The following is a 24,922-nucleotide window of genomic DNA, read 5'->3' on the forward strand; positions in this document are numbered from 1 at the left end:
AAGCGAACATCGCAACCGGTTGTTGTTCCTGCCGCACAGGTCGAAAAATTTCATGGATCCGGGCGTGCGAAACCACGCCTTAAGCCTTGATCTCCCCCGGCAATTGCTTTCTTGTCGCACCTAACGGCCATGCTGTGGCCGCGGGTCCCCCGGGGCATCGGGGAAGGGGGCCCGGCAACACGCCTCGTGACAAGGGGCTTAGGGAGATGTGCCCATGGAACAAGTTAAAAAGCCCTGGTATTCGATCCTTTACGTCCAAGTCCTGATCGCCATCGTCCTGGGCATCATCGTCGGCTTCATCTGGCCCGCCTTCGGCGCCTCGCTGAAGCCGCTGGGTGACGGCTTCATCAAGCTGGTGAAGATGATGATCGCGCCGGTCATCTTCTGCACCGTGGTCAGCGGCATCTCCGCCATGACCGACATGAAAAAGGTGGGCCGCGTGGGCGGCAAGGCGTTGATCTATTTCGAGGTCATCTCCACCTTCGCGCTGGTCATCGGCCTGCTGGTGGGCGAGGTGGTGCGGCCCGGCGACGGCATGAACGTCGACGCCCGCACCCTGGACGCCAAGGCGGTGGCGACCTACGTCGACAAGGCCGCCAAGGACAGCGTGGCCGATCACATCCTGGGCATCATCCCCGATACCTACCTGGGCGCGTTGGGCGGCGGCGACCTGCTGCAGGTCCTGCTGATCGCCATGTTGACCGGTTTCGCCATCGCCCACCTGGGCGACTATGGCAAGCCGGCCACGGTGGTCATCGAGCGCATGTCGAAGATCTTCTTCCGCATCATCCATATGGTGGTGCGCCTGGCCCCCATCGGCGCCTTCGGTGCCATGGCTTTCACCGTCGGCAAATACGGCATCAGCGCCCTGCTGAACCTGGGCATGCTGATCGGCAGCTTCTACCTGACCAGCCTGCTGTTCGTGCTGGTGGTGCTGGGCATCGTCGGTTGGCTGTGCGGCTTCTCCATCCTGCGCTTCATCAACTACATCAAGGCCGAACTGCTGATCGTCCTGGGCACCTCCTCTTCCGAGACGGTGCTGCCCCAGATGATGGAGAAGATGGAGCGTCTGGGCTGCGCCCGTCCCGTGGTGGGCCTGGTCATCCCGTCGGGCTACAGCTTCAACCTGGACGGCACCAACATCTACATGACCCTGGCCACCCTGTTCCTGGCCCAGGCGACCAACACCCACCTGACCTTCGGGCACCTGATCACCATCCTGCTGGTGGCCATGCTGACGTCCAAGGGGGCCAGCGGCGTCACCGGCGCCGGCTTCATCACCCTGGCCGCCACCCTGGCCGTGGTGCCGGACATCCCCATCGCCTCCCTGACCCTGCTCATCGGCATCGACCGCTTCATGAGCGAATGCCGCGCCCTGACCAACCTGGTGGGCAATGGCGTGGCCACCATCGCGGTCAGCAAGTGGGAAAAGGAACTGGACGAGGCGCGCCTGCACCGCGAACTGGCGAACGGCCCCACGGCTGCTTGAGTTACGCCTCGGCGTTTTGACAGGCACGCTCTGACAGGAACAGGCTCCGGATCGATCGATCCGGGGCCTGTTCTCTTTTGAGGGGCGCGCGGATCAGTTCCGCACGCAGCTTTCCGTGCCGGTGTTGCCGCCCTTGTAGGCTTCCTCGTAATAGAACTTATCGAAGCGTACCTTGCCGTCCTGGGCGCGGGTCACCTTGGCGATGCCGGTTCCATAGTCCTGGGTGGCCGGGTCGTCGTGCGCGAAGGTGATGGCCATGATGTCGCCGTCGGCGGTGGCGACACCGCGATAGGTGCCGTAGCTGGGCACCTCCATCCTGAAATGATAGCCGGCCCGCGTCCCGTGGGACTGCGCCCTGTCCATCTCCAGCGTCACGGTGGAGGTGTAGGCGCCCTCGTGCCCATCCACGCCGGTGCAGGCGTAGGTGCCGCTGAGGTCGCGGCCGGTGAAGGGGGCGGATGCGCTTTGCGCGACGGCCGCAGGGGCGATGGCGATGAAAAGGATGGCGGGTGCCGCCAGGCGCAGGCGCATGAAAAACCCCCTCAAGATGGCTTGAGGGGGCGTTATCTCACGCTGCTGATCAAGGGAGCCAGCCCGCCCTTAGGACGAGAGCCTGGAATAACAGGGCTTGCCCCTTACGCCCTCGCCTTTATGCCCCTCCGCCTTTACGCCCACTGGCGGACGCGGCCGGTGTCGACGTGGACGAAATGGGACTTGGGGTAATAGCCGACGCCACCCTGCCTCAACTCCACCGCCACCTGACGGATGCGGGCCAGGGGCTTGCTGGCCAGGTCCAGGTCGATGGCCTTGCCTTCCATGTGCATGCTGTGGGTGGCCACCCCTTCGGAATTGGCCGCCAGCATGGCGTTGGTCTTGGGGCAGCGATAGCCGCAGATGACCTGGATGGTCTCGTTGGTGCGCAGGCGGTGCTGCATCTGGAACATCAGGTCCAGCAGCTTGGGGTCCATGGCGATGGTCTGGTTGGTCCGCCAGTCGCGCAGGATGGAATTCACGTCGTGCAGAGCGGTCGGCAGGTACTTGCCGTCGGCCCAATAGGTGACCTTCAGCTTCTCGCCGGTGTGCAGGTGGTTGAAGGCCAGGACGCGGCGGTTGTCCGACAGCGGCCGGGTGGCGGCGCGGGCATTGGACCAGTCGCCATGCATCAGGTTGCCATGGGCGGCGCTGTGGCCGTGGGTGGCGTCCCCGTGATGCTTTTTGACAGCTTTGGCCAGGGCCGGCAGCGGCGAGGCGACACCGCCCACCAGGGCGGCACCAGTCGCCAGCTTGGCGAAGCCGGCCAGCAGGCCACGGCGGGTGGGAGCGGAAGTCGTAACCGGGGACGCGTCGGTGGAAGTGGTGGCGTCGCAGGCAATAATGGACAGACGCGCTGCGTCATGCCGGTCGTGCATTCTGTGCTGTCCCCATTTCACTGGCCGGAGCCCCGCGTCACCGGCAGGGCTGGGCTGCAGTCTGTGACAACGGGGTGTGAATAAGCAAGCCTGAAATGAGGCAAAAATTTGATGAACGTGTGACCGCCACCCTACGGCGCCCAGGGTCCCCGCCTTTGCAACCGCCACCGAAACGGTCACAATCCGGCCAGGGACCTTGCCTGTCAGCGCACCGGGTTGGTGTTGGCCGGCACGGGAGCCGATGCCGGCACCGGGGTCGCTGTGGGGGCGGAAGGCGCGGCGGTACGCGGACCTGGCACCGAAGGCTTTGGAGTCTCAGGCGCTTTGGATGTCTCAGCCGCCGGCGCCGGCACAGTGTTGGGCGCCGCGTTCGGGGCGCTGCCCGGCGTGGGGGCGGCCGCCGGCGTCGCCGCCGGGACCACTGGTTTGCGCGGACGGGGGCCGTTCAGGGCCGCCAACACACGGGCGTCGCGGCCGTAGACGTCGGTGCGGAAGTCGATGCCGCCGTTCGGGTCGGTGACCGTGGTGATGTAGGTGATATGCACCGGCAGGCGATTCTTCAGGCGAATCGTCTGGTGCTTCAGGCTGTCGCCGCCGATCTCGGCCCGCAGCTTCTCCTCCGGCCAGCCGGGGGTGTCGGTCAGGGCCAGGATGGCCAGGGCCAGGGCCGGCGGGTCCTGCACCCGGATGCAGCCGTGGCTGAAGGAGCGCACGGCCCGGTCGAACAGCCGCTTGGACGGCGTGTCGTGCAGGTAGATGTCGAACTTGTTGGGGAACATGAACTTGATGCGGCCCAGCGAATTGTCGTTGCCCGCGTCCTGACGCACCCGCCAGTGGAAGTTGTGCGGCGTCACCGTCGCCCAGTTGATGCTGCTGGGGTCCACCGGCACGGCGTTGGACGTCCAGTCCGACAGCAGGGTGTAGTGGTTCTTGACGACGTAGCTGTGGTCCTTCTTCTGCTTGGGCAGAATCTCTTCCTTGGCGATCTTGGTCGGCACGTACCAGTAGGGGTTCAGCTCCATATAGCTCATATTGCCGATGAAGACCGGCGTGCGGGTGAAGGGCGCCCCCACCACCACGCGCATGGTCATCTGCACGTCCATGCCCCGCATCAGCGACAGGGTGTAGTCGGCCAGGTTGACCACCAGATAGGGCTGGTCCGCCGGCTCCCGCTCCCACCGCCAGCGTTCCATGTTGACGATGATCTGGTTGATGCGCTGATCCACGGTGGCGTTCAGCTCCACCAGGGTGCGCTTGCCGATGGCGCCATCGGGCTCCTGCCCCTGGCGGCGCTGGAACTCCTTGACCGAGGCGGCCAGGGCGTCGTCGTACAGCTCGGGATTGGTGCCCTTGGGCAGCGGGGTGGGCAGCGGCTTGGCCTCGCCGGTGGCGACCAGGCGGGCGCGGAGCGCCGGCACGCGCGGGTCCACCATCCCGGGCTTCAACGCGTCGCTGGCCTTCTCGGGCTTCGCCGCCGGCGCTGCCGGATTGGCCGGGTTCGCCGCCACGGCGGGGGGCGGTGCGGGCGGCGCCTTGGGCGCGGGCGGAATGGTGGGCCAGCCGCCCGCGGCCTTCATCTGCCGGTAATGGGCCAAGGCCGCCTTCAGCGCGGCGTATTCCGGCCGGTGCGGCGGCAGGCCGGCCAGCAGGGCCGCCAGATCCGGCGCCGCGGCGACGGATGCCAGGAACTGCGCGCGGTCGAAGGGCGGCCGGTCGATCACCAGCTCCGGATCGGCCAGGGTCGGTATGATGCGTCCCACCGACACGTCGCTGGCGTAGTGGACCAGCGCCAGGCTGAGGCCGGATTCAAAGCTGGCCTGGGCTTCCGGGCTATCCAGGTGGCCTTGCTGGCCGGTCAGGGCGGCGGCGGAATAGTCGTTGGGGTTCAGCCCTTCCTCATCGGCGTGGGCCAGGACGGTCAGGGCCGCGCGCGCAGTGGCCGTGGCCTCGCCATGGTCCACCCACAGGGGCTTCAGCCCGCGGGCGCGGTAGAAGCGCGCCAGCACGGTCTGGTCGCTGTCATCGGGCGTGGCTTCCCCTTGCGTCACGGGGAAGCGGTCCTTCATCAGGTCCGCCAGATCGCGGGCTTGCGCCGTCCCCAGGGGGGCGAAGATCAATACGGTGGCCAGCAGCGTGGCGGTGGTGGCGGCACGGCCCCACATCGCGGCCCGCGGCCCGTTCCGGTCACTTGGGGCGAACGCCCCGGTCGACAACCCCATGCAAACCCCGCCCGGCTCACGCCCTTGCTGCCCCGGGGCCAGTCCCCGGGGAACCCTCGTCAACGACGGCAAGGGTGCCCCCCTGTGCAGCCGCGTGTCGACCCGACAACGATGCCTATCCGGTTCGCCCAGGGGCCCATCGTCTGATCGGTTGCGGACTATGCCAGCAGTTAGCGGCAAGAAAAGGGCGAAACCGTTCCGCGTGGCGTATTGGGTTCCGTGCGGCCACCGCCCGTTGCAAAAACGCCATGCCCCGCGACGGCGAACCGCGCGGGGCATGAACACGCTGTAAACAGGCGGGCTTGTGGCCTTGATCAGGCCAGACCCTTCTCCACGAACGTCGCCAGGCGGCGGCCGAAAGCCACCGGGTCGGGCAGCGCCTCCCCCTCCAGGATTCGTGCCTGGTCCAGCAGCAGCCAGGCCGCATCCGCCAGGGCCTCACCCTGGGCGCCGCCGGCGCCGTTGGCCTTGGCCAACTCCGCCAGGCGGCGGATCAGCGGATGGCCGGGGTTGACCTCCAGGATGCGCTTGGATGTCTCGTCCAGGCGGCGGTGGGCCTTCAGCATGCGCTCCAGGTGGATGTCCATGTCGCCCTCGTCGGCCACCAGGCAGACGGCGCTCTCGCGCAGGCGTTCGGAGGTGCGCACGTCCTTGACCGCGTCGCCCAGGGTCAGCTTGGCCAGCGCCACCAGGTCGGCAACGCTGTCCTCCGGCGCCTTGGGCGTCTCCTCGGCCTTGTCCTCGGCCGTAACGTTGGCCAAGTCGGCGCCGCCGCGGGTCACGGACTTGAAGGCGTGGTCCTTGTACTGGGTGACGGACTGCAGCCAGAACTCGTCCACCGCGTCGGTCAGGAACAGCACCTCGACACCCTTGGCGCGGAAGCCTTCCAGGTGGGGGCTGCGGGCCAGCGCCGCCTTGTCCTCGCCGGTGATGTAGTAGATGGCGTCCTGGCCCGGCTTCATGCGGCCGACATAGTCTTCCAGGCTCACCAGCTCATCGCCGTGGGTGCTGTATGCGCGCAGCAGCTTCAGCAGGGTGTCGCGCTGCTCCCGCTCCTCATACAGGCCTTCCTTCAGCACGGCGCCGAAGTTCTCCCAGAAGCGGGCGTAGTCCGCCTTGGCCTCGGCGTCGTCGGCCTTGCGGGCCAGGTCGCCCAGCACGCGCTTGGCGATGCCGGTGCGCATCTTGGCCAGCATGGGGTTGTGCTGCAGCATCTCGCGGCTGACGTTCAGCGGCAGGTCCTCGCTGTCCACGACACCGCGCAGGAAGCGCAGATAGGCCGGGATCAGGCCTTCGGGCCCCTCGGTGATGAAGACGCGGCGGACGTACAGCTTCACCCGGTGCTTGCGCTCCGGCTCGAACAGGTCGAAGGGCTTGGATTCGGGGATGAACAGCAGGTTGGTGTATTCCAACACGCCTTCCGCCCGCCAGTGCAGGGTCAGCCACGGTTCGTCGAAGGCGTGGCTGACGTGGTGGTAGAATTCCTTGTACTGCTCGGCCGTGATGTCGCTCTTGGACCGCGTCCACAGGGCGGAGGCGGCGTTGGCCGGCTTCTCGTCGTCGCCCACCAGCACGGGGATGCTGATGTGGTCGCTGTACTTCTTGACGATGCTCTGCAGGCGGTAGGTCTGCAGGTAGTCATCCTCGCCGTCGCGCAGGTGCAGCACGATGCGGCTGCCGCGCGCGGGCGCGTCGTCGCTCTCGCCGACGGTGAACGAGCCCTTGCCGTCCGAGGCCCAGCGCCAGCCCTGGCTGTCGCCCGCCTTGCGGGAAAAGACCTCGACCTCGCCCGCCACCATGAAGGCGGAATAGAAGCCCACGCCGAACTGGCCGATCAGCGACACGTCCTTCTCGCCGGCCTTTTCCGCCTCGGCCTTCTGCGACAGGGCGGCCATGAAGTTGGCGGTGCCGGACCGGGCGATGGTGCCCAGGTTCTCCACCAGCTCTTCCCGGTTCATGCCGATGCCGTTGTCGGCGATGGTCAGCGTGCGGGCGGTGGTGTCGGGCGTCAGGGTGATGCGGAAATTGGCGTCCCCGGCCGTCAGGTCCGGCTGGGTCAGGGAGGCGTAGCGCAGCTTGTCGCAGGCGTCCGAGGCGTTGGAGATCAGTTCCCGCAGGAAAACCTCCTTTTCCGAGTACAGCGAATGCGCGACGATATCCAGCAGCCGGGAGACTTCGGCCTGGAAGCTGAGTTTCTCCTCACTCATGGGCGTGTTCCGTCCTCTTTTCTGGGCGGCCCTGTCGTGGCGCCGCCGGCGTGGTGAACCTGGTTCCGACGGCCCCCCAGGCATGGGCCGGCCGTCGCGCCCCGATATGAGGGGACGGCGGCTTGGACGCAAGCCCCTCCATCGGGGGCAGGACCTGATCCCGTGTATTTTTTGCCCGCACCGCCACCGGGGGTGTCAGATGTCGTGGTTCAAACGCACCGCTTCCCCCCTCACCCCGACCGTTGACCTGGAAGCCCGCCGCGCGGAGCGGGAGGCGCTGGTGTCCGCCATCGCCCGGCGCATGGCGCTGGACCGTTCCTTGGACCTTCCGGCGCTGAGCGACCGGGTGGCCGATGCCCTTCGCGCCATACCGCGTGAACTGTTCACCCCACCGGGGGTGGCGGCACGCGCTTACCGCGATGAGGTCCTGCCCCTCGCGGCCGGCCAAACCCTGTCACAGCCGTCCCTGGTGACCTTGATGACGGAACTGCTGCGGCTCCAGCCCGGCGACCGGGTGCTGGAGATTGGTGTCGGCTCCGGCTACCAGACGGCGCTGCTGGCCCATTTGGGCGTGACGGTCTTCGGGCTGGAGGTCATTGCCGACCTGGCGCAGGCGGCGGAGCGGCGGCTGGCGGCCTTGGGGCTGAAGGGTGTCACCGTGCGCGTCGGTGATGGCCACGCCGGCTGGCCGGAGGCGGCGCCCTTCGACGCCATCCTGGCCGCCTGCGCCGCCCCGACGGTGCCGCCGGCGCTGGTGGCGCAACTGCGGCCCGGCGGCTGCCTGCTGCTGCCGGTGGGGCCGGCCCAGGGGCCGCAGCAACTATGCCTGGTGGAGAAGGGGCTAGACAGTGCCGTCCGCGAACGCCCCCTGCTGGCCGTCGCCTTCGTGCCCATGGTTGATAGGTAGGGTCATTTGAATTATATAGCACTAAGTGCTATAGATTTGACGTTTTGTCCTCGGGCTGAAAAGCGAAGCCATGCGGGTATTCAAAAACAAGCCTTTCGCGAGGTTTGCCCGAAAAGCCCGGATCACGGATGCGATTCTATGTGCCGCGATTGATGCCGCGTCTCGGGGTCTCGTGGATGCAGATCTCGGCGGCGGGGTCATCAAGCAACGGGTTGCCCGGCAAGGTGAGGGAAAGTCGGGCGGGTTTCGCACGATCATCCTGTTCCGATTGCGAGAACGGGCGTTTTTCGTTCACGGTTTTGCCAAGAACGAACAGGACAACATCCGCGATGACGAGTTGGAAGCGTTCAAGATGCTCGCGGCGGAGATGATGGCTTACGACGACAAGCCCTGGCGAGGGCGGTGGCGAATGGCACCTTGGTGGAGGTAAAGGACAATGGCTAAGCAATACCGCAGCCCGGTGATGGCCTCTATCCACGAAACGGCGGAAGGACTCCATGCGGCGGGCGTCATGGATAAGCAAACCATGCGAAAGTTCGATGAGGCGTGCCTGACGCCCGTGCGCCCGCTGGCGCCTGAGGAAATTCGCAGCTTGCGTGAGCGCGAAGGCGCGAGCCAGGCGGTATTCGCCCGCTACCTCAATGTCACCACGAGCCTTGTGAGCCAGTGGGAGCGCGGCGAAAAGCACCCACAAGGCGCGTCGCTCAAGCTTCTGTGTCTCGTTGCTAAGCATGGGCTTGGCATGGTCGCCTGAAGGAGCGTCTTCAAAATCACTTCTGCGCGGCCGGCCGAGCCGCCCGACTTCTTGTGGGCATAGCTCACCCGTCAGGGCAGCTTGGCTAGGCCGGTCATCAGCAGGGTGACGTCGCTGCCGTTCAGCTTCACATGGCCGTCGGGCCGGAAGTCCAGGCTGAAGCGCCGGCCTTCCCCTTCCGGCGCGCCCAAGGATTGCAGGGCGAAGAAGCCCAGCATGGGGCCGTTGCCCACGCTGTTGGCCGGCAGGTGGTCCAACCCGCGCATCAGCAGCGACAGGGTGCCGGTCAGGCCGCGCGGGTTGGCGGCGTCGAACACCAGGGCGGCGTTGCCCACCAGGGCGGCGTCGGGCGCCTGGAAGTCCAGCTTGTCGATGGTCAGGTGGCTGCCCGCCTGGCCCAGGGCTGCCAGGGTGCGTTCCTTGATGGCGCGGTTGCGGTGCTTGGTGTCGGCGGGCAGGGTGGTCCAGTCCGCCTCCGCCAGGGTGCGGGCCGGCAGGTCGCTGATCTTCAGATGCAGGTCACCCTTCTCGGGGATGGGGTCGGCCTGGCCGGCGGCGGCTGGCTTCACCAAGCCCCGGTGGCTGTAGTCCAGCGACAGCACGCCGTGGTCACCCTCCATATTGTCGGCGGTGACGCTGGCGGTCAGGGTCTTCAGCGAATAGGGGCGGCCTTCATCGTCATGGCTGGCGTAACCGTCCAGGTTGACGCTGCCCTTCATGCGCGACAACACGGCACCGGCGGGGCCGGGTTCCGTGCCGCCGCCCACGCGCAGCAGGGCGCCCTGGGTCATGTTGAAATCGGTCAGGTCGATGGCCAGCAGGCCGCGCAGCAGCCGCGTCTCATCGGCGCCGTCCGGCGTCTTGGTCTGCAGCTTGTTGACCTCCACCCGCACCGGGCCGCTCCACCGTCCGCGCGCCTCCTCCTCAGGCATGAAGCGCACCGTCAGGGCGTCCATGGCCACGGCGCCGTGGCCGGGGCGGGGCACGAAGCGGATGTCGTTGGCCTTGGCGTCCAGCAGGTCCACCGTCTGGAAGTCGGGCGTCCAGCGGGCGCGCAGGCTTTGGCTGCCCAGCCGCACTTCGCCGATGCGCATGCCCTGGCCGTCGAACACACCCATGGGGCTGGGCAGGGTGCCGGTGGCGTCCCAATGGCCATCGGCCGTGGGGGTCACGGCCAGGACCAGCGTGCCCAGGTCCAGCACGCTGTCGTCGCCCAGGTGCAATTGCGCTCCTGGCAGGCTCAGGCGGTAATGATCCCCCTCCCGCACCGCGCTGGCGTGACCGTTCAGGGTCAGGCGCAGGCTGTCGCTCTTGTGCGGGTTGGCGGGCTTGGTCAACTGCTGCTCCGCCAGACGCGCCAGCTTGTCCGCCCCCTCCTGCGTCACCGGGGCGGCCAAGGCGGTGGTGCCCAGAAGCAGGGAGAACAGCGACAGGGTGGCGATGCGGGCGCGAACGGACATGGACGGGTTCCCAAGGGGCCTGGAGGGTGCAAGGTGATACGCTGGGCCGGCCGGAATCAAGCGGGGTGCCTGTTCTGCCGTCACCCTGTATAAAGCGTCACCCTATATAAGGATGGCCCCGCATTATGTCCGCATTGCGGGGGGACTTTTTCCAGGGCCACTTTTCCGTGGGCCACTTGGCCGCATGGGGGCAAGGCCAATCCGGAACCCCCACCCTCCATCAGCGTTCAAGAAGCGCCGGATCCGTGGGACCGACTTGTATTCAGGGGCCGCCGCCCCAACACTGAGTGCCATGAACGATCCGTCCCGCCCATCCACCCTTTCCCCCCTGCCGGCCCAGAAGCGGGCCGCCGACAGCGTGGGGGCGTTGCCGGGCGGCCGGGTGGTCGCGGTGCTGGGGCCCACCAACACCGGCAAGACCTACCTGGCCATGGAACGCATGCTGGCGCACGCCAGCGGCATGATGGGCTTTCCCCTGCGCCTGCTGGCGCGGGAAAACTATGACAAGGTGGTCAAGGCCAAGGGGGCGGGCCAGGTGGCCCTGGTGACGGGGGAGGAGAAGATCATTCCCCCCGGCGCCCGCTATTGGATCTGCACCGTCGAATCCATGCCGCTGGACCATGTGACCCAGTTCCTGGCGGTGGACGAGATCCAGCTGGCCGCCGATCCGGAGCGCGGGCACATCTTCACCGACCGCCTGCTGCACGCCCGTGGAACGGAGGAGACGATGTTCCTCGGCTCCGACACCATCCGGCCCCTGCTGCAAAAGCTGATCCCCAAGGCGGAGTTCGTCTCCCGGCCCCGTTTCTCCAGCCTGACCTACAGCGGGCACAAGAAGCTGACCAAGCTGCCGCCCCGCGCCGCCGTGGTCGCCTTCTCCGCCGCCGATGTCTATGGCCTGGCGGAGCTGCTGCGCCGTACGCGTGGCGGCACGGCGGTGGTACTGGGCGCCCTCAGCCCGCGCACCCGCAACGCCCAGGTGCAGCTGTATCAGGAAGGGGCGGTGGATTACCTGGTGGCGACCGACGCCATCGGCATGGGCCTGAACATGGATGTGGACCATGTCGCCTTCGCCCGCCTGTCCAAGTTCGACGGGCAGCAGCCGCGCCGCCTGCGGGCGCCGGAGGTGGCGCAGATCGCCGGCCGCGCGGGGCGCCACCTGACCGACGGCACCTTCGGCACCACGGATGAGGCGCCGCCGCTGGATCCCGAACTGATCGACGCGGTGGAGAACCACACGTTCGAAACGTTGAAGACCCTGATGTGGCGCAACGTCAACCTGGACTTCCGCAGCCCCCAGGCCCTGCTGCGCACGCTGGAGGAGCGGCCGCCGTCCCCCGTGCTGATCCGCGCGCGGGAGGCGGACGACCATCTGGCCTTGCAGGCCCTGGCGCAGGATGCCGACCTCATGCGCCTGGCCAACAACCCGCTGGCCGTGCGCCTGTTGTGGGAGGTGTGCCAGATCCCGGACTTCCGCAAGGTGCTGTCCGACGCCCATACGCGCCTCTTGTCCCAGATCTTCAAATACCTGCGCGACGGCCCGGCCGGCACCCTGCCGCTGGACTGGGTGGCGGCCCAGGTGGCCCGCCTGGACCGGGGGGAGGGCGACATCGACACCCTGGTGTCGCGCATCGCCCATATCCGCACCTGGACCTACATTTCCCATCGCCCTGGCTGGCTGGATGACCCCGTCCATTGGCAGGAGCGCACCCGCGCCATTGAGGACCGGCTATCCGACGCCTTGCATGAGCGCCTGACCCAGCGCTTCGTCGATAAGCGCTCCGCCGGCCTGGTGAAGCGCCTGGCCGATGGACGCGACCTGTTGGGGGCGGTGGACCACGATGGCCGCGTGCTGGTGGAGGGGCACCCGGTTGGCCGCCTGCACGGCGTGGCCTTCCAGTTGGACGCCGATGTGCCGGCGGCCGACGCCAAGGCCATCACCACCGCCGCCCGCCGCGCCCTGGGCGATGTCATCACTCAGCGGGTGCGGGCGCTGGAGACGGCACCCGATGCCGCCATCACCCTGGACGGTGGCGGGGAACTCAGCTGGGACGGTGCCGTCATTGGTGTGCTGGCGCCGGGCCCCACGCCGCTGGCCCCCCTGGTGCGCCTGGTGGGGGATGATTTCCTGCAGACGGGCCAGCGTGAGCCGGTGCGGGCGCGCCTGGCCCGCTGGATGGAGGCGCATGTCGCCCGCGTCCTGGCGCCGCTGACGGCGCTGGCCGCCGCCGCTCTCGGCAAGGAGGGGCAGGGGACAGAATTGTCCGGCGCCGGCCGGGGCATCGCTTTCCAGGTGGCGGAGGCGCTGGGCGGCCTGCCGCGCGCCGCGCTGGAACCGTTGATCGCCACCTTGACCAAGGAAGATCGGCGGCGCCTGGCCGCCCTGGGCCTCCGCCTGGGCTTCAGCCAGGTGTTCCTGGCGGCGTTGACGCGGCCGGCGGCGGTGGCTTTGCGCGGCCTGCTGTGGTCGGTGGCGCGAGGTGTCCCGGTGGCCGTGCCGGCGCCCGGCCGTGTGACGCTGCCGGTGGGCGACCTGCCACCGGATTTCCTGGCCGCCATCGGCTACATCCCCTTGGGTGCCCGCGCCCTGCGGGTCGATATGCTGGATCGGCTGGAGAAATCATTGGCCGACCGGGCCAAGGCGGGGCCGCTGACGGTGGTGGACGATCTGGTGCTGAGCCTGGGCGTGCCCCGGGCGGAGGTGCCGTCGCTCATGTCCGCGCTGGGGTATCGTCTGGGCCAGCCCAAGGCGGAGGGGGAGCCGGCCCCCTGGCTGCGGCGTCGGCCCAAGACCGCCCGCGTGCCAACTCCGGCCAAGGCGGCGCGTGGCAAGGCGGGCGCCGCGCCGGCCCAACCGGCGCCGGCCAGCGACAACCCTTTCAGCATCCTGCGAACGTTGGTGGAGGCGCCCTGATGGCGGTGGGTGATGTCTAAGGTGAACGGCAAGGGTGACGGCGGCAGGGAGGATGAGGACGCCGCCGATCTGGCCCAAGGACGGCTGCGGCTGGACAAATGGCTATGGTATGCCCGCTTCCTGAAGTCCCGCAGCCTGGCGGCCAAGCTCTGCGGGTCCGGCGCCATCCGCTGCGGTGGCGCCACCATCACCAAGGCGCATCACACCGTGCGGCCGGGCGACGTGCTGACCTTCCCTTTGGGCAACCATATCCGCGTCATCAAGGTGCTGGCCCTGGGCAGCCGCCGGGGGCCGGCACCGGAGGCCCAGGCCCTGTATGAAGATTTGTCCCCGCCCACGCCGGAGTCCCGCCTGCCCAGGGCGCCATAGGTTTCCGACCGCTTCAGGCACCGCGGGTTTTGGGTGAAGCGGTTCTATCCAGCCCTGTTCCACCCGGCCTACACTGCCGGCCAATGAGCGCCGCCCAGGGGGGCTTGGGCGCGAAATTTGGGGTTGGCTTATGACAGGTTGGGTAAACAACAGGGGTGTGGTGACGGCGGCCTTGGCCGTGGGCTTTGCCGGCGCGGTACTGGGCACTTGCCTGACACCGGAGGTCGCGCACGCCGCCGCGGCGTTCGATCCGGTGGCGGCGACGCAGGCCTACATGGATACCGTTCCGGCGGATGTTCGGGCCAAGTCGGACGCGTATTTCGAGGGCGGCTATTGGCTGCAGCTCTGGCGCTTCCTGGTGTCGCTGGCGGTGGCGGCGGTGTTCCTGGCCGGCGGCCTGGCGCGGCGGCTGCGCGACCGGCTGGCCGGTCTCGGGCGCTTCGCCACACCGGTGTTCTTCATCGCCTACACCGTCATCGACTATGCCCTCAGCCTGCCCTACGTCGCCTATTCCGACTGGTACCGGGAGCGGCAGTACGGCCTGATGAACCAGACCTTCGGCGGCTGGTTCGGCGACCAGATGATCCAGCTCGCCATTTCCAGCCTGAGCGGCGCCCTGGTCATCTGGGTGCTGTATGCCATCGTTCGCCGCCTGGGGCGCAGCTGGTGGGTGTGGGCCAGCGCCTTTGGCGTGGTGGTGGTTGCCCTCATGGTGGTGGTGACGCCGGTTTTCGTGGCGCCGCTGTTCAACAAATACGAACCGATGAAGCCCGGCCCGGTGCGCGAGGCTCTGCTGTCCATGGCCCGGTCCAACGAGGTGCCGGCCACCGACGTCTATGAGTTCAACGCCTCCCGCCAGTCCAACAAGATCAGCGCCAACGTCAGCGGCCTGTTCGGTACCACCCGCATCTCCTTGACCGACACCCTGTTGGAGCGCTGCACCCCGGCGGAGATCAAGGCGGTGATGGCGCATGAGATGGGGCATTACGTTCTGAACCATGTCTTCGTCATCCTGCTCTATCTCTCCCTCCTGGTGTGCTTCGGCTATCTGTTCGTGGACCGGGTCTTCGGCCGGCTGACACGCGGTGGGCGTTGGGGCATCACCGGCCTGGGCGACGTGGCCGGCCTGCCTTTGGTCGTCATCCTGTTCACCGCCTATTTCTTCGTGCTGACGCCCGTGCTGAACACCATCATCCGCACGCAGGAGGCGGAGGCCGACGCCTTCGGCCTGAACCTGGCGCGCGAGCCCGACGGCTTCGCCACCGTGGCGCTGAAGCTGGCGGAATACCGCAAGCTGGCCCCCGGCAAGTGGGAGGAGATCCTGTTCTACGACCACCCGTCGGGCTACAACCGCATTCTGCGCGCCATGCGCTGGAAGGCAGAGAACCTGCCAACTGAGGGGGCGCCGGCTGAGGCCGCGCCCGCCGAACACGCACCCGCTCAGGCCCCGGCGGAGCCAAAGCCGTGACCGACGCGCTGTCGCCGCCGGCTTCCCCCTTGGCCGAGCTGCTGGCCCACGCCCTCTCCTATCCCGAGGCGTGGGAGGATCATCCCTGGGGGAGACGGTGGTGAAGGTGCGCCGGAAGATTTTCGTCTTCCTGGGGCGGGATGGGGACACGGGCTGCCATGTCACGGTGAAGCTGCCCCGCTCCGCCCCCTTCGCGCTGGATATGGCCAACTGCGCGCCCACCGGCTACGGCCTGGGGCGCGCGGGTTGGATCACCGCCACATTCGGCGCGGGCGAGGACGTGCCGCTGGATCTGCTGCGGGCCTGGGTCAAGGAAAGCTACCAAGCCGTGGCGCCTAAGACGCTGCTGGCCCGGCTTTAGTCGATCCCAGCTTTAGTCGATCACCGTGACGGTGTCGCCCGGCCGCACCGTCCCGCCCTCGATCACGCGGGCGTAAACGCCGCAATTGACGTGGCCATAGCCGTTCATCAGGGATTTCAGCACGGGCATGTCGCGCTCGCCCGTCACCGGGTTCACCTCGGTGGCGGCGCAGCGGCGGATGTTCTTGAAGACTTCCAAAACGGTTTCGCCCACGCGCAGGCGCTTGCCCACCCACTGCGCCTCCGCCCAGGGGGCGAGATCGGCCAGCAGTAGGTTGCCCCGGAACCGGCGCGGGTCCACCGGCGCCTGGGTCACCCGTTCCAGATCCTTGCAGCTGGCCAGGTTGATCAGCGACACGGCCTTTTCCTCGATGTCGCTGAACATATGGCCCGCCGCCTCGATGATCTTGTAGGGCGGCGGCACCGCCGCGTCCCTCATGTAGGCGGCCAGGAACTGTTCGATCAGCAGGCGGCCGGTGGGCGTGTCGATACGCCCCCGGGCCACCGGCTTGCCATTGCGCGCCAGCACCAGCATGCAGCTGTCGGCGTCATAGCGCGCGTCCAGGGTGGCCAGCCGCTCGTCCCGCATCAGGGCCAGGAAGTTGCTCTTGGGCCGCCAGGCGGGGGCAAGCACGTCGAAGGTGGTGGCGCCGTGGGTGATGGCGAACCGGCGGTCCTGCGGCAGCCCCTGGCCAGGGGTCAGAGTCACCGCCGGCAAGGTCTGGGCGGATAACCCCTTGACAGGGAAATAGTGCAGAATGGAAACGGTCGTCATCATGGGCTCACTTTAAGGGGGCCCCCCGCCCCTTGTCAACGCAAGGGGCAAGACGGAATGACGACAATTAGATGTAGGAACGGGGCCTGAACAACCTTGCGGCCGCCAACCGCAAGCCCCATATCGCTGGTGCATCCTTCGGATCGCACAATTGTCGTGGATCATGGCTGGAACGGGCTGCCTGGCGGACGCTCTGGCCGACATCGGGAGCTATCGAGATGGACTTCGAAAAGTTCACAGAGCGCAGCCGTGGCTTCGTGCAGGCGGCGCAGACGCTGGCGTTACGCGGCGGACACCAAACCCTGAACCCTGAACACCTGCTGAAGGTGCTGCTGGACGACAGCGAAGGCCTGGCGGCCAACCTGTTGCGCTCCTCCGGCGCCGATCCCGCCCGCGCCCTGGCGGGGGTGGAGGCGGCGCTGGCCAAGGTGCCGGTGGTGTCCGGCCCCGGCGCCGGGCAGATCAGCCTCAGCCGCGAACTGGCCAAGGTGTTCGACAACGCCCTGCAACTGGCGCAGAAGGCGGGCGACAGCTTCGTGACGGCGGAGCGCCTGCTGCTTGCCCTGGCCATGGCCGAGGGTACGGCGGCCGCCAAGGTGCTGGCCGAGGCCGGCGCCAAGCCGCAGGCCCTGAACCAGGCCATCAACGCCCTGCGCAAGGGCCGCACCGCCGACAGCGCGTCGGCGGAGCAGAGCTATGACGCGCTCAAGAAATACGCCCGCGACCTGACCCAGGCCGCCCGCGATGGCAAGTTGGACCCCGTCATCGGCCGTGACGAGGAAATCCGCCGCACCATCCAGGTGCTGGCCCGCCGGACCAAGAACAACCCCGTCCTGATCGGCGAGCCCGGCGTGGGCAAGACCGCCATCGTGGAAGGCCTGGCCCTGCGCATCGTCAACGGTGACGTGCCTGAGGGGCTGAAGAACAAGCGGCTGATGGCGCTGGATTTGGCCGGCCTGGTGGCGGGCGCCAAGTTCCGCGGCGAGTTCGAGGAACGGCTGAAGGCCGTGCTGCAGGAAATCCAGTCCGCGGCGGGTGAGGTCATCGTCTTCGTCGACGAGCTGCACACCCTGGTGGGGGCGGGCAAGGCCGACGGCGCCATGGACGCCTCCAACATGCTGAAGCCGGCGCTGGCGCGCGGCGAGCTGCATTGCGTCGGCGCGACGACCCTGGACGAATACCGCAAGTACATCGAGAAGGACGCGGCCCTGGCCCGTCGCTTCCAGCCCGTCTTCGTGGCCGAGCCGACGGTGGAGGACACCATCTCCATCCTGCGCGGCCTGAAGGAGAAGTATGAGCTGCACCACGGCGTGCGCATCACCGACGGCGCCATCGTGGCCGCCGCCACCCTGTCCAACCGCTACATTACCGACCGCTTTCTGCCCGACAAGGCCATCGACCTGGTGGACGAGGCCGCCAGCCGGCTGCGCATGGTGGTGGACAGCAAGCCCGAGCAGATCGATGAGCTGGACCGCCAGATCATCCGCCTGAAGATCGAGCGCGAGGCGCTGAAGCGCGAAACCGACCAGGGCTCCAAGGACCGGCTGGTCAAGCTGGAGACGGAACTGGCCGAGCTGGAGGAGCAGTCGGGCAATCTCACCGCCCAGTGGCAGGCGGAAAAGGACACCCTGTCCAGCGCCCAGAAGCTGAAGGAACAGCTGGAGCAGGCTCGCGCTGAGTTGGAAAACGCCCAGCGCACCGGCAACTGGGCGCGGGCGGGCGAGCTGACCTACGGCGTCATCCCGGAGACGGAGCGCCGCCTGCGCGAGGCGGAGGAGGCCGGTGGCAACCGCATGCTGAACGAGGAGGTGCGCGACGGCGACATCGCCGCCGTGGTCAGCCGCTGGACCGGCATCCCCGTGGACAAGATGCTGACGGGCGAGCGGGAAAAGCTGCTGCGCATGGAGGAGAAGCTGCACAGCCGTGTGGTGGGCCAGGACGAGGCGGTGGTGGCCGTGTCCAACGCCGTGCGCCGCGCCCGCGCCGGCCTGCAGGACCCCAACCGTCCCATCGGCAGCTTCCTGTTCCTGGGCCCCACCGGCGTAGGCAAGACGGAGCTGACCAAGGCCCTGGCCGAATTCCTGTTCGATGACGAGACGGCCATGGTCCGCCTCGACATGTCGGAATACATGGAGAAGCATTCCGTCGCCCGCATGATCGGCGCTCCTCCCGGCTATGTCGGGTATGAGGAGGGCGGCGCCCTGACCGAGGCGGTGCGCCGCCGGCCCTACCAGGTCGTGCTGTTCGACGAGGTGGAGAAGGCCCACCCCGACGTGTTCAACGTGCTGCTGCAGGTGCTGGACGACGGCCGCCTGACCGATGGCCAGGGCCGCACCGTGGACTTCCGCAACACGCTGATCATCATGACGTCCAACCTGGGGTCGGAGGCGCTGGCCTCGCTGGCCGACGGGGCGGATGCGGCGGCGGTGGCCACGGCGCATGCCCATGTGCTGGAGGTCGTGCGCGGCTCCTTCCGGCCGGAGTTCCTGAACCGGCTGGATGAAATCCTCATCTTCAACCGCCTGTCGCGGCCGCACATGGCCGGCATCGTCAACATCCAGCTGGGCCGCCTGCGGCGCATGCTGGCCGACCGCAACATGACCCTGGAGATGGATGACGCGGCCCTGCGCTGGCTGGCCGATGCCGGCTACGACCCGGCCTACGGCGCCCGGCCCCTGAAGCGGGTCATCCAGCGGGAACTGCAGAACCCGCTGGCCACCCGCATCCTGGAAGGGCGCATCCATGACGGCGAAACCATCAGCGTCTCCGCCGGGCCGGAAGGCCTGATCCTGAACGGCGAGGCCATCCAGGTGCCGCCGGCCGGTGAAAGCCTGTGGGGGCAGCCGCCGACGGTGCATTGATACGCGGTGGGCATTCCCGAGGGGGCATTTGATCGTGATCGCTCGATGCCCCCCCCCGGACACCCAAGCCATGAAAAAAGCCGGTCTCGCGAGAGGCCGGCTTTTTCGTATCAGCGCTGCTGCACGTTCTATCAGTGCCGCTTCACCGCGGCCTGGACGACGTGGCCGGTGCCGGGCTTGACCGCCACCATGGCGGTGCCGTCCTGCATGCCACGGAAGGTTTCCTGGTCTTCGGCGACGATGGCCTGGAACTGCTTCAGATCCTTGCCGTCCAGCTTGCGGCCGGCCTCGATCTTGGCCTCCTTGCTGTCGGGGTTGATCTGCTGGCCGCCGCGCAGCACCTCGAAGTGCAGGTGCGGGCCGGTGGCGCGGCCGGTGGCGCCGACATAGCCGATGACGTCGCCCTGGGCTACCCGCAGGCCAGCCCGCATGCCCTTGGCGATGCGGCTCATATGGCCGTAGGCGGTTTCCATCTGGTTGCCATGGCGCAGCTTGACGTAGTTGCCATAGCTGCTGAACGGCCCGGCCTGCTCCACCACGCCGTCACCGGCGGCATAGATGGGGGTGCCCACCGGGGCGCCGAAGTCCTTGCCCTTGTGCATCTTGCTGTAGCCCAGCACGGGATGCATGCGCATGCCGAAGCCGGAGGTGACGCGGGCGCCGTCGATGGGTGTGCGCAGGATGGCGCGGCGGATGCTTTCGCCCAGGGCGTTGTAATAATCAGCGCTACCACCGGCGGGCTGGTACCGGTAGATGGCCTTCTCCTTGCCTGACAAGGTCAGCGAGGCGAACTGGATCTCGCCATCGCGGGCGGCTTGGCCATCCTCGGTGTAATAGCGCTCGAACAGGATTTCGAAGGTGTCGCCCGGCTGCAGGTCGCGCTGGAAGTCGACATCGTAGGCATAGCGCTTGATGAAGGCGTCCAGCACGGGGTAGGGGACGCCGGCGGCGCTGGCCGCTTCCGACAGGCTGCTGGTGATGCGGCCGCGAGCGGCGACCAGCTTCTTCTCCAGCGGCTTGTCGATCTGCCGCGCCTGATAGCGCCCGCCATTGAAGGCGACGGACACGGCGCGCTCGGCCGCCGGCTGGAACTCCAGCCCGATGAACTTGTCACCCTCGCTGTGGTCGAACAGCACGGTGATGCCCTGGCCCGCCTTCATGCGGCGGACGTCATACACGCCGCTCAGGGCGCTGATGGCGTTGTGGGCGCTGTCGGCGGGGACGCCGCCGTCCATCAGCACCTGCATCAGGGTACTGCCACGGCCGACATTGACATGGCGGCGTTCCACCGGATCAACGGAAACCGGGGCACCCGGCTGCTGCTGCTGCGCGGCGGCGGCCACGGTGGTCTGCTGGGGAACCTGCTGGTCCTTGGGCGCGGCCGCGGCGGCCGCGGCCAGGTCGGGGTCCACATCGGATGGCGGCGCCGGCGGCAGGGCCTGCGGGGCCACGGCCACGGTACCCGTGTCGTCCAGCGACGCCAGGGAAACGATGCCACCCAAGGTCAGGGCGACGGCCGATGTCACGGCGATCCGTTTCAGCAAGGCCCCCACTCCCCCAATCCAAACCGCATCGTCAAAATCCTCTGACCTCAAAGCTACACAGGGGCCCCATCGGGCGCAGTTTTCCGAGATGCCGTTGCCGGTCCCCGGGCACAGTGTCGACGGGCCGCCCTGCCGAACGGCCTTGCCATGGCGCCAAGAGCGCCACGGAAATCCCCACACCGAACGCCGTCCCCGAAAGGGGAGCCCGGCCTGGGGGAGAGGAACTGACGACTGGAAACGCCGACCCCGGTGCGTGCGCCCCGGAGGCTCGGCAGGTCGTAACGCCCCAGCTTCTTCTCATCCGTTGAGTCCAGGACAACCGCCCAAAAAGGCAGGAAATGCCTGGCCATCGGTTGGGCCAATCCTCGCGTGACGTGATTGTCACTGTCAACGGGAACATCCTACGTACGGCACGTTAATAAGACTTGAAAGACAGCGAGGTTTGAGTCCGTGCGGCCGGCCCGCGACATAGACCCGGGTCGTGGCGAAATTGAGGCGAAGCGCGGCGCCTCCTTCGCTGGTCGTGCCGGCAGGCGAAAGTGCCGGCCTATGGACCTGTGCTGTGCCCGTGTACGCGCGCGCGATCATATATAGGAATTGTTTATGGATTGGCCTTCGTGTCTGGCCCTTTTGACGCTGGGTTCGGGGGCTTGGACAAAAATCGTCATGGAGCTGCAAGATTTCTGTAGACAGGCCCCCGGTGGGGTCACTATAACCCCGTTCACCGACGCGGCGGGCGACAACGAACGGCGCGACGGCGAAGCGATCCCTGAGTTCTGGCGGATGACGCTGGTGATTGAGGGGTTGCGGTTCTGGCGGTAACGCCGCTGGACGAAACGGAATTTGCCCTTCCTGTCCGGGTGTGGGCTGATCCTTCTGGGGATCGGTCAAGGATGGGGTTGTGGTTTGAGCGCGTATTTGCGTTTGTGCCACGGGTTCTTGAACAAGTGAACGTCTTGAGAAGGGATGCGCAGACGGCGGTTCCGATGATGGGCCCGGTACGGGCAGCAACATGGAAACGACCAGAACGCATCTAGAATACATGCTCTGAAATTGACCCTCGAGCGATCGGGGGTTCAGGAACGGACTTGGGTTTAGGTGCCGACGAAGGTTGGTTTCCGCCGAGGTTCTTGATTGCCGGCGACGGCGATTGGGATACCGCACAGAACCTGAGAGTTTGATCCTGGCTCAGAACGAACGCTGGCGGCATGCCTAACACATGCAAGTCGAACGAAGGCTTCGGCCTTAGTGGCGCACGGGTGAGTAACGCGTGGGAACCTGCCCTTTGGTTCGGAATAACTCCGGGAAACTGGAGCTAATACCGGATGAGCCTGATGGTTGTGGAGACTGTCAGGGAAAGATTTATCGCCGAAGGAGGGGCCCGCGTCCGATTAGGTAGTTGGTGAGGTAACGGCTCACCAAGCCGACGATCGGTAGCTGGTCTGAGAGGATGATCAGCCACACTGGGACTGAGACACGGCCCAGACTCCTACGGGAGGCAGCAGTGGGGAATATTGGACAATGGGGGCAACCCTGATCCAGCAATGCCGCGTGAGTGATGAAGGCCTTAGGGTTGTAAAGCTCTTTCGCACGTGACGATGATGACGGTAACGTGAGAAGAAGCCCCGGCTAACTTCGTGCCAGCAGCCGCGGTAATACGAAGGGGGCTAGCGTTGTTCGGAATTACTGGGCGTAAAGGGCGCGTAGGCGGCTGCTCAAGTCAGGCGTGAAATCCCCGGGCTTAACCTGGGAATTGCGCTTGAGACTGGGCGGCTTGAGTTCGGGAGAGGTGAGTGGAATTCCCAGTGTAGAGGTGAAATTCGTAGATATTGGGAAGAACACCGGTGGCGAAGGCGGCTCACTGGACCGATACTGACGCTGAGGCGCGAAAGCGTGGGGAGCAAACAGGATTAGATACCCTGGTAGTCCACGCCGTAAACGATGAGTGCTAGACGTTGGGGTTCTTAGAACTTCGGTGTCGCAGCTAACGCATTAAGCACTCCGCCTGGGGAGTACGGCCGCAAGGTTGAAACTCAAAGGAATTGACGGGGGCCCGCACAAGCGGTGGAGCATGTGGTTTAATTCGAAGCAACGCGCAGAACCTTACCAGCTCTTGACATCTACTGACCGGCACGGAGACGTGTTTTCCTCTTCGGAGGCGGTAAGACAGGTGCTGCATGGCTGTCGTCAGCTCGTGTCGTGAGATGTTGGGTTAAGTCCCGCAACGAGCGCAACCCCCATCTTCAGTTGCCATCATTTGGTTGGGCACTCTGGAGAAACTGCCGGTGACAAGCCGGAGGAAGGCGGGGATGACGTCAAGTCCTCATGGCCCTTATGGGCTGGGCTACACACGTGCTACAATGGTGGTGACAGTGGGCAGCGACCTCGTGAGGGGTAGCTAATCTCCAAAAGCCATCTCAGTTCGGATTGTACTCTGCAACTCGAGTGCATGAAGTTGGAATCGCTAGTAATCGCGGATCAGCACGCCGCGGTGAATACGTTCCCGGGCCTTGTACACACCGCCCGTCACACCATGGGAGTTGGCTTTACCCGAAGCCGGTGCGCTAACCGCAAGGAGGCAGCCGACCACGGTACGGTCAGCGACTGGGGTGAAGTCGTAACAAGGTAGCCGTAGGGGAACCTGCGGCTGGATCACCTCCTTTCTAAGGATTGCCTGCGCTGGGTTCACGGCTTGCCTGTTTTGGGTGAGCGTGGTTTTAACCGGCCCGTAGGTTCCGCCGTCGGCGCATCCCTTCTCCAGACCCTTTAGAACGGCGCGAGGCTTATGGCTTCGTGATCCCGTGGGCTAGTAGCTCAGCTGGTTAGAGCGCGCGCTTGATAAGCGTGAGGTCGCAAGTTCAAATCTTGCCTGGCCCACCACTCTATCCCCAGCGACCCGGAGACGGGGGCGTAGCTCAGTTGGGAGAGCGCGTGCTTTGCAAGCATGAGGTCGTCGGTTCGATCCCGATCGCCTCCACCATTCGGCGTTATGCTGGCCGGTGTTGAGGCGGGGATAAAGAGGGTCTGTCAAAAAGACGTTATGTAGAGATTACAGGCGAGACGCTATCGCGATCGCCTGTTGATCGTCTCCGAGGAGAGGATCAGGGGTCTTGGACATTGTGAAGAGGGTCTAGTGTAACCGAGGACCATTCCCGGTTCCGTGGACGCCGTACGACGTACGGGAGTTGCGGGATTGGCGAATGACCTTCTGAAGTTTTGTCGGTCGTGACCTGGCGATGGGCTTGTCCCTGCGCGAGGGAGCGCTGACGGTGTATCAAGTGAATTAAGGGCATCTGGTGGATGCCTTGGCACTGAGAGGCGATGAAGGACGTAGCACGCTGCGATAAGCCATGGGGAGCCGCGAGCAGGCATTGATCCGTGGATTTCCGAATGGGGAAACCCACCCAGCGATGGGTATCTTCAACTGAATTCATAGGTTGGAGAGGCGAACCCGGGGAACTGAAACATCTAAGTACCCGGAGGAAAGGACATCAACCGAGACTCCGCTAGTAGTGGCGAGCGAACGCGGACCAGGCCAGTGATTGATGCTACATAACCGGAAATGCCTGGAAAGGCATGCCAGAGTGGGTGAAAGCCCCGTACGGGTAAACCGGCATTGATCCTCGAGTAGGGCGGGACACGTGAAATCCTGTCTGAACGTGGGGGGACCACCCTCCAAGCCTAAGTACTCCTCAGTGACCGATAGCGAACCAGTACCGTGAGGGAAAGGTGAAAAGCACCCCGACGAGGGGAGTGAAACAGTACCTGAAACCGGATGCCTACAAGCAGTCGGAGCGGCATAGGCCGTGACGGCGTACCTTTTGTATAATGGGTCAGCGACTTACAGTATGCAGCGAGCTTAAGGCGATAGCTGGAGGCGTAGCGAAAGCGAGTCTGAATAGGGCGCTTGAGTTGCCTGCTGTAGACCCGAAACCTGATGATCTATCCATGGCCAGGCTGAAGGTGGGGTAACACCCACTGGAGGGCCGAACCCACGCCCGTTGAAAAGGTCGGGGATGAGCTGTGGATAGGGGTGAAAGGCCAATCAAATCAGGAAATAGCTGGTTCTCCGCGAAATCTATTTAGGTAGAGCGTCGGATGATCACCCGCGGGGGTAGAGCACTGGATGGGCTAGGGGGGCGCGAGCCTTACCAAACCTAACCAAACTCCGAATACCGTGGAGTGC

Annotated in this window: 17 protein-coding genes, 2 tRNA genes and 2 rRNA genes (1 of these 21 cut by a window edge); 14 read left to right on the forward strand and 7 right to left on the reverse strand. The window is 66.2% G+C overall.

Features of this window, described 5'->3' with window-relative positions:
• Nucleotides 1-214 precede the first annotated feature (214 nt).
• Nucleotides 215-1,489, forward strand: coding sequence for a dicarboxylate/amino acid:cation symporter (locus UCD39_RS21445; RefSeq protein WP_330497796.1), 1,275 nt, complete (start codon nt 215-217; stop codon nt 1,487-1,489).
• 93 nt (nt 1,490-1,582) lie between these two features.
• On the opposite strand, the gene UCD39_RS21450 is transcribed toward UCD39_RS21445, so the two are convergent.
• From UCD39_RS21450 to htpG, 4 genes are all read right to left on the reverse strand, one after another.
• Complete coding sequence (locus UCD39_RS21450) at nt 1,583-2,020, reverse strand: hypothetical protein (protein WP_330497797.1); 438 nt, start codon at nt 2,018-2,020, stop codon at nt 1,583-1,585.
• A gap of 134 nt (nt 2,021-2,154) precedes the next feature.
• Entirely contained in the window at nt 2,155-2,898 is a 744-nt protein-coding gene (mepK, locus tag UCD39_RS21455) for a peptidoglycan L,D-endopeptidase MepK (RefSeq protein ID WP_330497798.1), read from the reverse strand.
• Between the two features lie 203 nt (nt 2,899-3,101).
• Nucleotides 3,102-5,060 carry a L,D-transpeptidase family protein gene (locus tag UCD39_RS21460; RefSeq protein WP_330497799.1) on the reverse strand — a complete coding sequence of 653 codons (1,959 nt, stop codon included), beginning with the start codon at nt 5,058-5,060 and terminating at the stop codon, nt 3,102-3,104.
• A gap of 371 nt (nt 5,061-5,431) precedes the next feature.
• A complete protein-coding gene (gene htpG, locus UCD39_RS21465; RefSeq protein WP_330497800.1) occupies nt 5,432-7,324 on the reverse strand; it encodes a molecular chaperone HtpG in 1,893 nt (630 codons plus the stop codon).
• Between the two features lie 199 nt (nt 7,325-7,523).
• Here htpG and UCD39_RS21470 point away from each other — a divergent pair, with 199 nt between their 5' ends.
• From UCD39_RS21470 to UCD39_RS21480, 3 genes are all read left to right on the forward strand, one after another.
• A complete protein-coding gene (locus UCD39_RS21470; RefSeq protein ID WP_330497801.1) occupies nt 7,524-8,231 on the forward strand; it encodes a protein-L-isoaspartate(D-aspartate) O-methyltransferase in 708 nt (235 codons plus the stop codon).
• A gap of 70 nt (nt 8,232-8,301) precedes the next feature.
• Nucleotides 8,302-8,661, forward strand: coding sequence for a type II toxin-antitoxin system RelE/ParE family toxin (locus UCD39_RS21475; RefSeq protein ID WP_330497802.1), 360 nt, complete (start codon nt 8,302-8,304; stop codon nt 8,659-8,661).
• A gap of 6 nt (nt 8,662-8,667) precedes the next feature.
• Nucleotides 8,668-8,985, forward strand: coding sequence for a helix-turn-helix domain-containing protein (locus UCD39_RS21480; RefSeq protein ID WP_330497803.1), 318 nt, complete (start codon nt 8,668-8,670; stop codon nt 8,983-8,985).
• 71 nt (nt 8,986-9,056) lie between these two features.
• On the opposite strand, the gene UCD39_RS21485 is transcribed toward UCD39_RS21480, so the two are convergent.
• On the reverse strand, nt 9,057-10,445 hold the full coding sequence (locus UCD39_RS21485; RefSeq protein WP_330497804.1) for a hypothetical protein: 1,389 nt from the start codon (nt 10,443-10,445) through the stop codon (nt 9,057-9,059).
• A 292-nt stretch (nt 10,446-10,737) separates the two neighbouring features.
• On the opposite strand from UCD39_RS21485, the gene UCD39_RS21490 reads away from it, so the two are divergent.
• The 4 genes from UCD39_RS21490 (at nt 10,738) to UCD39_RS21505 (ending at nt 15,557) form a co-directional block, all read left to right on the forward strand.
• On the forward strand, nt 10,738-13,359 hold the full coding sequence (locus UCD39_RS21490) for a helicase-related protein (protein ID WP_330497805.1): 2,622 nt from the start codon (nt 10,738-10,740) through the stop codon (nt 13,357-13,359).
• A gap of 12 nt (nt 13,360-13,371) precedes the next feature.
• A complete protein-coding gene (locus UCD39_RS21495) occupies nt 13,372-13,728 on the forward strand; it encodes an RNA-binding S4 domain-containing protein (protein WP_330497806.1) in 357 nt (118 codons plus the stop codon).
• Between the two features lie 130 nt (nt 13,729-13,858).
• Entirely contained in the window at nt 13,859-15,196 is a 1,338-nt protein-coding gene (locus tag UCD39_RS21500; protein ID WP_330497807.1) for a M48 family metallopeptidase, read from the forward strand.
• Nucleotides 15,197-15,296: 100 nt separating this feature from the next.
• Nucleotides 15,297-15,557, forward strand: coding sequence for an MmcQ/YjbR family DNA-binding protein (locus UCD39_RS21505; RefSeq protein WP_330497808.1), 261 nt, complete (start codon nt 15,297-15,299; stop codon nt 15,555-15,557).
• Between the two features lie 12 nt (nt 15,558-15,569).
• On the opposite strand, the gene UCD39_RS21510 is transcribed toward UCD39_RS21505, so the two are convergent.
• On the reverse strand, nt 15,570-16,334 hold the full coding sequence (locus UCD39_RS21510; protein WP_330497809.1) for an MOSC domain-containing protein: 765 nt from the start codon (nt 16,332-16,334) through the stop codon (nt 15,570-15,572).
• Nucleotides 16,335-16,549: 215 nt separating this feature from the next.
• Between UCD39_RS21510 and clpB the strand changes: the two genes are divergently transcribed.
• Nucleotides 16,550-19,192, forward strand: coding sequence for an ATP-dependent chaperone ClpB (clpB, locus tag UCD39_RS21515; RefSeq protein ID WP_330497810.1), 2,643 nt, complete (start codon nt 16,550-16,552; stop codon nt 19,190-19,192).
• A 131-nt stretch (nt 19,193-19,323) separates the two neighbouring features.
• On the opposite strand, the gene UCD39_RS21520 is transcribed toward clpB, so the two are convergent.
• Nucleotides 19,324-20,745: a peptidoglycan DD-metalloendopeptidase family protein gene (locus UCD39_RS21520; protein ID WP_330497811.1), complete on the reverse strand. Its 1,422-nt coding sequence runs from the start codon at nt 20,743-20,745 to the stop codon at nt 19,324-19,326.
• 594 nt (nt 20,746-21,339) lie between these two features.
• Between UCD39_RS21520 and UCD39_RS21525 the strand changes: the two genes are divergently transcribed.
• From UCD39_RS21525 to UCD39_RS21545, 5 genes are all read left to right on the forward strand, one after another.
• Nucleotides 21,340-21,558, forward strand: a complete 219-nt coding sequence (locus UCD39_RS21525; RefSeq protein WP_330497812.1) for a hypothetical protein — start codon at nt 21,340-21,342, stop codon at nt 21,556-21,558.
• A gap of 343 nt (nt 21,559-21,901) precedes the next feature.
• Nucleotides 21,902-23,399: ribosomal RNA gene (locus tag UCD39_RS21530) — 16S ribosomal RNA — on the forward strand.
• A gap of 140 nt (nt 23,400-23,539) precedes the next feature.
• A tRNA-Ile gene (locus tag UCD39_RS21535) sits at nt 23,540-23,616 on the forward strand.
• A gap of 24 nt (nt 23,617-23,640) precedes the next feature.
• A tRNA-Ala gene (locus UCD39_RS21540) sits at nt 23,641-23,716 on the forward strand.
• A 292-nt stretch (nt 23,717-24,008) separates the two neighbouring features.
• A 23S ribosomal RNA gene (locus UCD39_RS21545) occupies nt 24,009-24,922 on the forward strand (it continues 1,840 nt past the right edge of the window).
• Together the 16S and 23S rRNA genes with 2 tRNA genes alongside form the textbook arrangement of a ribosomal RNA operon.

The organism is Nitrospirillum karajorum (assembly GCF_036348415.1).
In the GTDB taxonomy this organism is placed as follows: Bacteria; Pseudomonadota; Alphaproteobacteria; order Azospirillales; family Azospirillaceae; genus Nitrospirillum; species Nitrospirillum amazonense_B.

Bases quoted from the DNA above. Each gene is read 5' to 3' on its own strand.
- UCD39_RS21445 (WP_330497796.1), top strand. From the start codon at position 215: ATGGAACAAGTTAAAAAGCCCTGGTATTCGATCCTTTACGTCCAAGTC.
- UCD39_RS21450 (WP_330497797.1), bottom strand. From the start codon at position 2,020: ATGCGCCTGCGCCTGGCGGCACCCGCCATCCTTTTCATCGCCATCGCC.
- mepK (WP_330497798.1), bottom strand. From the start codon at position 2,898: ATGCACGACCGGCATGACGCAGCGCGTCTGTCCATTATTGCCTGCGAC.
- UCD39_RS21460 (WP_330497799.1), bottom strand. From the start codon at position 5,060: ATGTGGGGCCGTGCCGCCACCACCGCCACGCTGCTGGCCACCGTATTG.
- htpG (WP_330497800.1), bottom strand. From the start codon at position 7,324: ATGAGTGAGGAGAAACTCAGCTTCCAGGCCGAAGTCTCCCGGCTGCTG.
- UCD39_RS21470 (WP_330497801.1), top strand. From the start codon at position 7,524: ATGTCGTGGTTCAAACGCACCGCTTCCCCCCTCACCCCGACCGTTGAC.
- UCD39_RS21475 (WP_330497802.1), top strand. From the start codon at position 8,302: ATGCGGGTATTCAAAAACAAGCCTTTCGCGAGGTTTGCCCGAAAAGCC.
- UCD39_RS21480 (WP_330497803.1), top strand. From the start codon at position 8,668: ATGGCTAAGCAATACCGCAGCCCGGTGATGGCCTCTATCCACGAAACG.
- UCD39_RS21485 (WP_330497804.1), bottom strand. From the start codon at position 10,445: ATGTCCGTTCGCGCCCGCATCGCCACCCTGTCGCTGTTCTCCCTGCTT.
- UCD39_RS21490 (WP_330497805.1), top strand. From the start codon at position 10,738: ATGAACGATCCGTCCCGCCCATCCACCCTTTCCCCCCTGCCGGCCCAG.
- UCD39_RS21495 (WP_330497806.1), top strand. From the start codon at position 13,372: ATGTCTAAGGTGAACGGCAAGGGTGACGGCGGCAGGGAGGATGAGGAC.
- UCD39_RS21500 (WP_330497807.1), top strand. From the start codon at position 13,859: ATGACAGGTTGGGTAAACAACAGGGGTGTGGTGACGGCGGCCTTGGCC.
- UCD39_RS21510 (WP_330497809.1), bottom strand. From the start codon at position 16,334: ATGATGACGACCGTTTCCATTCTGCACTATTTCCCTGTCAAGGGGTTA.
- clpB (WP_330497810.1), top strand. From the start codon at position 16,550: ATGGACTTCGAAAAGTTCACAGAGCGCAGCCGTGGCTTCGTGCAGGCG.
- UCD39_RS21525 (WP_330497812.1), top strand. From the start codon at position 21,340: ATGGATTGGCCTTCGTGTCTGGCCCTTTTGACGCTGGGTTCGGGGGCT.